This is a genomic window from Brachyspira catarrhinii, from assembly GCF_005518285.1.
In the GTDB taxonomy this organism is placed as follows: Bacteria; Spirochaetota; Brachyspiria; order Brachyspirales; family Brachyspiraceae; genus Brachyspira; species Brachyspira catarrhinii.
The window spans coordinates 1-7,084 of the sequence record NZ_SJDU01000094.1 but is presented as its reverse complement, the minus strand read 5'-3'; the positions used below and the strand labels follow the sequence as shown (position 1 = coordinate 7,084).

Annotated in this window: 6 protein-coding genes; 3 read left to right on the top strand and 3 right to left on the bottom strand. The window is 24.8% G+C overall.

Going from position 1 to position 7,084, the window contains the following annotated elements; genetic code table 11:
* Positions 1-181: 181 nt before the first annotated feature.
* The 3 genes from EZH24_RS15020 (at position 182) to EZH24_RS05040 (ending at position 2,804) form a co-directional block, all read left to right on the top strand.
* The gene (locus EZH24_RS15020) at positions 182-442 is read left to right on the top strand and encodes a hypothetical protein (protein WP_236847073.1); all 261 of its coding nucleotides are present in this window, start codon (positions 182-184) and stop codon (positions 440-442) included.
* A 236-nt stretch (positions 443-678) separates the two neighbouring features.
* A complete protein-coding gene (locus tag EZH24_RS05045) occupies positions 679-2,172 on the top strand; it encodes a hypothetical protein (RefSeq protein ID WP_137998035.1) in 1,494 nt (497 codons plus the stop codon).
* A gap of 341 nt (positions 2,173-2,513) precedes the next feature.
* Entirely contained in the window at positions 2,514-2,804 is a 291-nt protein-coding gene (locus EZH24_RS05040; protein WP_137998033.1) for a hypothetical protein, read from the top strand.
* A gap of 97 nt (positions 2,805-2,901) precedes the next feature.
* Here the strand turns inward: EZH24_RS05040 and EZH24_RS05035 are convergent, their stop codons facing one another.
* The 3 genes from EZH24_RS05035 to galE are packed head-to-tail and all read right to left on the bottom strand — an operon-like array spanning position 2,902 to position 6,917.
* A complete protein-coding gene (locus tag EZH24_RS05035) occupies positions 2,902-3,888 on the bottom strand; it encodes a glycosyltransferase family 8 protein (protein WP_137998032.1) in 987 nt (328 codons plus the stop codon).
* Between the two features lie 20 nt (positions 3,889-3,908).
* Positions 3,909-5,894, bottom strand: coding sequence for a hypothetical protein (locus EZH24_RS05030; RefSeq protein ID WP_137998030.1), 1,986 nt, complete (start codon positions 5,892-5,894; stop codon positions 3,909-3,911).
* 12 nt (positions 5,895-5,906) lie between these two features.
* Positions 5,907-6,917, bottom strand: a complete 1,011-nt coding sequence (gene galE / locus EZH24_RS05025) for a UDP-glucose 4-epimerase GalE (RefSeq protein ID WP_201798564.1) — start codon at positions 6,915-6,917, stop codon at positions 5,907-5,909.
* Between the last annotated feature and the right edge of the window lie 167 nt (positions 6,918-7,084).

The window sequence follows — 7,084 nt, the reverse complement described above, 5'->3', positions numbered from 1 at the left end:
ATATTCAAATGCATTTAATCGAAGTTCAAAGATTTATTGATATTTTAGAAAATTCTACCATTGAAGAATTAAAGAAAAATAAATTATTAACTTGGATGAAATTTTTCACGAGTAATAATTTAGAATTAATTGAAAAAGAACTCGCTAAAAGCGGGCAGTAGCCAAGGAGGCAAATCCAATTATGACAAAAGCGATAGAAGAATACAAACGATTTACTTCGGACGATAAATTGATGCGAGCTTATTACGCTAGAGACGCTTTTTTGGTAGGACAAAAGTTGATGCTATCGAAAGAAAGAGAAGAAGGAATAAAAGAAGGAATTGAAAAAGGCATAAAAGACGAAAAATATTCAATAGCCAAAACCTTAAAACAAATGAATATGGATAACGCCTCTATAAGTAAAGCTACGGGATTAAGTATTGACGAAATAGAAAAACTTTAATTATAGCCTACACCTATATTAGGTTATAAATATTCCTCAATCCTCTTCGTTGAAGTTTTCCAAGTTATGCCGTCCTTTCTATTCTTTATATCGCAATATTTACAAAAAGGTATCAATTTCGCTAAAAATTGAAGAATCTCTTTGATAATCTTTGAATAATTAACTTGACAAATATAAAATAATTACTATACTTAATAAATATAAGCGGTTAATTTATCTTTAGGAGTTAATAATCAATGAATTATGAAGAAAAGTTTATAAATGTATTAATGCTATCATCTTTTTATAAAGAAAAACTTAACAAAGAAAGATTTAAATATCTTCTATTAGAGCCAATAATAATTATAGCTATATATAATGCTAAAGAAATATCAAAACAAGAGTTGCTAGAATATATAAATGAGTTATTTGATTATAAAACTAATGTATCAGAAAAAATAGTTGATTATTTTCATCATTCGTCTAATTCTTTAAAATATAATAAAAGTAATAAAAGCTATTCTTTAAATTTATTAAATAATAATGAAATAAATAATAAACTTAATGAATATAGATATATGTATCTATCAAATCAAAATAAAATAAAAGGGTTAAAATCATTTATTTTAGATAAAATAAATAAGGAGCTATCGTTAGAAGAAGATATTTTAGAATATTTATATAAATTTTTTATGAAATCATTTACCGTTAATGATAAAGATACACTGCTATCTTATTCAGATATAGATAAAAATATAGCAAATGTATTAAGCGAATGTTATGAAAGAAGAGAAAGTTATATAGATATATTCAAAAATATAGTTAAAGGAATGGCTATACTAAAGTCAATTCAAAATTATAAAAATAGCAACTTTATTGACGATAAAAAACCAATAATATATTTGGATAATATTTTTATTAGTAATATATTCGGATGGTGCGAATATATATACTTTGATAGCGCTTTGCTAATATTAGAAACATTAAAAGAATTTAAATTTGATATAGCAATACATGAAATAACTATTGATTTAATACTTGAACATATAAATAATGCTAGAAATATACCAGCAAATAGCGTTGATATGAAAAGTTCTTTTTATTATATGGTGCATTTTGATTATTCAAATAAAAAAGTAGTTGATATAATGAGTTGTCCGCTTCAAAATATACAAAATATAGTAATTAGAAAAATAGAAGAAAATAATATCAAAATAAAAAAAGGAATGCATTTAATAGATATTGAAACAAATAAGGAATTATGTGAAAAAATTCATAGATTTAGAAAGAATTTAAATGAGCAAAAAGGAGATTATAGAAATATAAAAGATAAACAAACTTTATACGATGCAACAATTATAAAATGTTTCAATAAAAACAATAGAACCAAAATAAATAAATTAAGCAATATGCAAGAAATTTTTTTAACTTATCAAAGAGCGATAATAAATAATACCGCATTCAAAACCGATTATACTTTATATAACCCTATAATGAATGTAAATGCATTTATGAACCTACTTTTATTAGAAACTATTATATCTAATATATCTAATATTAAATTAATAGATATATTTATAATTAATTCTTATTCGCCTATATTATCTTCAGAATTTATGAATTTTATAAATAAAACTCTTTCGGAAACAAGCTTTAATGAAGAAGAAAAAGATGAGTTATTAGCCCTTATTAATGACAAAGATAGAAAACATTTTATTATAAAAATGGAAGTGACCATAAAAAAACACTAACTTATATAAGAGAAAGAGAAAAAGAAAAAGATAAAAAAATAGAAGAAACCAATAAAAAGGTTGAGAAAACCAATATAGAAAATGAAAAACTAAAAGAGGCTAAAGAAAAATCTGATGCAGAAAAAAACGAAGTTTTAAAAGAAAATGAAAGGCTTATAAAGGAAAAAGAAACAAAAGATAAAATCTATAAATACTATGATATATTTAGAGCGAGTAGAGAAAGAAAAATTAAGAGAAGAAATATTAAAATTAAAAAAATTGCTTGCGTAATATTAATTTCAGCGTTAATATCTATATTAGAATTTATTATATTTAAGAATATTAATACAATAAAAATATTCATGGAAAAATATTTTGGAGGTATTATAGAGTTTAATATAGATTTATTTAAATATATAAGTATAATTGTAGGCGTCTTTTTTATTGTTGCATTTGCTTTTATTATTAATATCAATAGTAGTAAAAATATATTTAAGAAAAATAATAAAAAATCTTATACTTTGCAGAACAAAGATAATAACTACCAAAATAATAGAGATGTGAATAATACTCAAGGTAACACTTATCATAACTGCAATTTTTATAATAGTAGTTATAACGATATAAAAGAAGATAAAGATAAAGAGCAATAATATTTTATATTAATTACTTATTTTCCCACAAACACCTCGCTACCATATAATCCCTCTCCGTATTAATATCCAAAAACGCTATTAGGAATAACATAAATTATTTTTTAATACTAATCCTCATGAAAAATATCTTATACACCCTATACCTATCATTTTCCATAACCCCTATAATTTTCTTCTTTGGATTTTTCATTTTTCTATACGGAGATAACTTTAAATATTTCCACCACACATCGTAATGATGCATAGTTAATGTTGTATTCCACGGTTTCCACTCTCCGCCATAATGATAAATTTTTGGATTTTTAAACGACTTTGTTATTATTTCTTCGCTATAAAAAGCATCGTTAAAAGGTTGCTTATAATCCATATTGCAAAATACATTATATGATGGTTCTAAATAATTAATTAAATCAGAATATTGCTGTCCTATAACCGCGTTTATAACATCTTGGTCTACATACGGCGTATTAGGGCATATAGTAATAAAATCTATAAGTTGCTCGAATATGTTTTTTTCTTTTGCTTTTTTAAGATTAATTAAAAAGAAACCCGCTTGAATATACGGATATTTTAAACAATCGTTTTTGAAGTTTTTAAAATATTCCAATTCATAACAATGAGATAATATACTTTTTCTATGTTGCATAGCCAAAGGTTCTACGACTGCGAATGCAAGTTTATCTTCGGTTAAATTATCGTATATAATAGATAAATCCGTGTCTACAATCATATCTCCGTCTATATAAAAACATTTATCAACATCTTCGGGCAATATCTTAAACATTAAAAACCTATAATAAGTAGCTAAAGACACATAAGGTATTTTGCATTTTGTAATATCTATTTTATCAAAAAGATTAATATAGTTTTCTACGGGTATATTTACTACTTCAAAATTATATTTCTTTTTTAATTTTAATATCGTATTAATTTCTTTATCGCTAAAACCTGTGGTAAGTAAGAAAAATCTTGCTATTCTTGATTTATCAATATTAGTTAAAATTGAAGTTATGGCTACCGTTATAGGAATGATAAAATTATTATCTCCGCATAAACAAAAATTAATATATTTCTTTTCCATATTTTTTCTCCTTAAATAAATTATTTAATTGTCAAAATATTAAATATCATAAATAAATAATATTTTCTCTTATTTTCTATAGTTTTTATTTTCATAATTGGAATAAACGAAAAAAGATAATATTTTATTTCGCCTCCCGTGAATTTCTCTTTTCTTAAAAATGGAATAAAAGAAAACAAATAATATTTTTTACCGCTTTCTTTAATAAACCATCTTTGAATTAAAGGAATATATTTATTATTAGCAACACTCCAATTATGTTTTATATTCTTTATATATTTTTTATCATATTCTCTCGGAATGCATGCAAGCATGTTAATCCATTTTACTATTTCTTTATAATTAATGAATAATTCCAATTCTCTGAAACAATTTTTAGCAATTTTAAAAAATTCTACTATTCCATCGGAAACATACGGATATATATCCATTCGCTTTTCTTCGTATTTATTGGGTATATGATATAAAGGTTTTGAGTCAACTATATTTTTTATCGGAGGTTCTGGCGAGGTCATAAAAAATTCCATTAAGTTCCATTCAATAAATAAATGTTTTTTTATTTTTTGAAATGATTTTATTCTATAATTTTGATTTTCTTTTAATAATGAATACCAATAATATCCGATAATATTTTCCTTGCCTAAAAATAAACTTACTAATCTTTGAGAAGATATAAAAAAACTGCATGTATCAACTATCGCTATTTTACTACCGTTAATATCAATAGAATTTATATATTCTCTATAATTTTGATATTCTAATTTTGCAAGTTTTTTATATATTTCAATATTGCTTAATATAAATTTATAACCTTGTGTAGCGGAAGTTATTTTTGGAGTATTTTTCTGTAAATATTCGTCTTTATCTTTGTAATATTCTATAACCGATTTTATTAATTCAAAACTTTCGATAGGATAATATTTAAAATGCATATCAAAATCCAATGTTATCAAATAATAAATAATTCTTGGAGCGTATATATAATGAGTTTTTACGCTTTCGGGTTTTATCAAATCGAATACTTTTTTCAAACTATATCCGTCTCTTGCCACAAAAAGAACTTCGTTTATATTGTCTTTTATAATTTGTTTTTTAAGCCAATTCATATAAGAAAATACGGCGGGACCTCCGTAAACGAATCCGAAATTTCGCCAATAATTATTTTCTTTATTTTCATTTTTATTAAAATTATTAAGACAACTAAAAGCGGATATTCCGAGCATAATAGAAATTCCAATATTATTTTTATTTTCATTCAATAATTTTTTCGCTCTAATATTATTTTCCAAAAAAGTGTCGATTATTTTTTCTATATAAACCGAATCTATTCCATACAATTTTGGATTATTAAAGTCCGAATGAAAATTATCTCCAATATGCATTATACTCGAAGGTTCTACTTTTAAATCTTCTATAATATATTTATACAAATTGCCCGAAGCTTTTGTAAGCATCAAATCGGAAGATAAATATAACTTATAATAATTCGTATAATTATTTTTTATAAGTATTTTTTCTATAACATTTTTAGGCAAATACATGTCGGAGGCTATTATTATCTTTTTGCCCAAACTTAAAACGTAATCGTATATTTCTTTATTTTCTTTATGAATGGTTAATATTCTCTCTTCCAATTCTATTTCAATTTCTTTGAATGGTTTATATTTTTCGTCAATCTCTTCGTAGATTTGGTTTAATGTAACTTCTTCTTTATCAATATATTTTCCTCTCGCCGATTTTTCCGCCAATATTCGATTTTTATGAAATCCTTTAATCTTATATAATTTTTCAATATGCAAAAATAAGTCTGTCGGTTTAACATAAGGGCGAATCAGTAAAGTGTCGAATATATCGAAAGAAATAATTTCATGTTTTTTAATCTCTTCGTAAATATTTATTTTTTTAGAATTATATTTTTTAACTACCGAAAATTTTATTCCAAATATTTTCCAAGTTTTATATCTGTAATCTTCGCTATAATTAAATATTTTATCAATAATACTCATTCCATAATCCTATTACTTTTTATTTTTACAAAAATATAAATAACTACTTTTAATACTATCTTCCAAACTTCTTTCAGGTTTCCAATTCAAAATATTTTTTACCTTCCCAATATCAGCATATAAAACCGCAGGGTCTCCAGCTCGTCTACCTTTAACCTCAACGGGTATTTTCTTTTTCAAAACTCGCTCGCAAGCGTCAAAAACTTCTTTCACGCTATAACCTTCGCCCGTTCCAATATTAAATACATCAGTTTTATTTTCTTCAAGCAAATATTCGTAGGCTAATCTATGAGCTTCAGCTAAATCCAATACATTAACATAATCTCTTATGCAAGTTCCGTCTCTCGTGTCATAATCGTTACCAAAAATTGTGAATGTTTTTACATCGTTTGCCTTCAATATATTTGGAATTAAATGAGTTTCGGGTTCATGCCATTCGCCGATTCTTCCCTTCTCGTCCGCTCCCGCAACATTGAAATATCTTAATCTTATTGATTTTAAACCGTAGGCTTTATCGTAATCGTCCATTATTCGCTCTATAGCAAGTTTGGAATAGCCGTAAGGATTAATAGGATTTTGAGGATGTTTTTCATTTATCGGCGTATATTGTGGGTTGCCATAAGTAGCGCAAGTGGAAGAAAAAACTATTCTTTTAACATTATGTTTAATCATAGTGTCGAGCAAATTTAATGTTCCGTAAATATTGTTTCTATAATATTTTGAAGGATTTTTAACGCTCTCCTCGACTAAAGCGAAAGCCGCAAAATGAATAACGCCGTCTATAGAATGCTTATTAAAAACATTTTCTATATCTTCAATATTTCTCAAATCTCCTTTTTCAAAAATTATTCTGGCGTCTGCCCGCCTTTGGCGTTTTGAATTTATTTCAAGTAAAGTATTGACGGTTTCAATATGTCCGTTTTCCAAATTGTCGAAAATAATTATTTTATAATCTGTTTTTTCGATAAGATTTAAAATCGTATGGCTTCCAATATATCCCGCTCCGCCTGTTATTAGTATCATATCTATTCCTTAATTTTTTTATTTATTTAAAAATTTTTTAAAATTTAAATTTCAATCCTAATATATTTAAGTAAGTAATTTTCTTTCCTTCAATCTTTTTTGTATTCACCGAAAACAGTCGCCTCAAAAAATTACTAAAACTTATTACAATAATTTTCTCAAAACAT

Excerpts from the sequence above, each read along its gene's own strand:
- EZH24_RS15020 (WP_236847073.1), top strand. The coding sequence starts at position 182 with ATGACAAAAGCGATAGAAGAATACAAACGATTTACTTCGGACGATAAA.
- EZH24_RS05045 (WP_137998035.1), top strand. The coding sequence starts at position 679 with ATGAATTATGAAGAAAAGTTTATAAATGTATTAATGCTATCATCTTTT.
- EZH24_RS05040 (WP_137998033.1), top strand. The coding sequence starts at position 2,514 with ATGGAAAAATATTTTGGAGGTATTATAGAGTTTAATATAGATTTATTT.
- EZH24_RS05035 (WP_137998032.1), bottom strand. The coding sequence starts at position 3,888 with ATGGAAAAGAAATATATTAATTTTTGTTTATGCGGAGATAATAATTTT.
- EZH24_RS05030 (WP_137998030.1), bottom strand. The coding sequence starts at position 5,894 with ATGAGTATTATTGATAAAATATTTAATTATAGCGAAGATTACAGATAT.
- galE (WP_201798564.1), bottom strand. The coding sequence starts at position 6,917 with ATGATACTAATAACAGGCGGAGCGGGATATATTGGAAGCCATACGATT.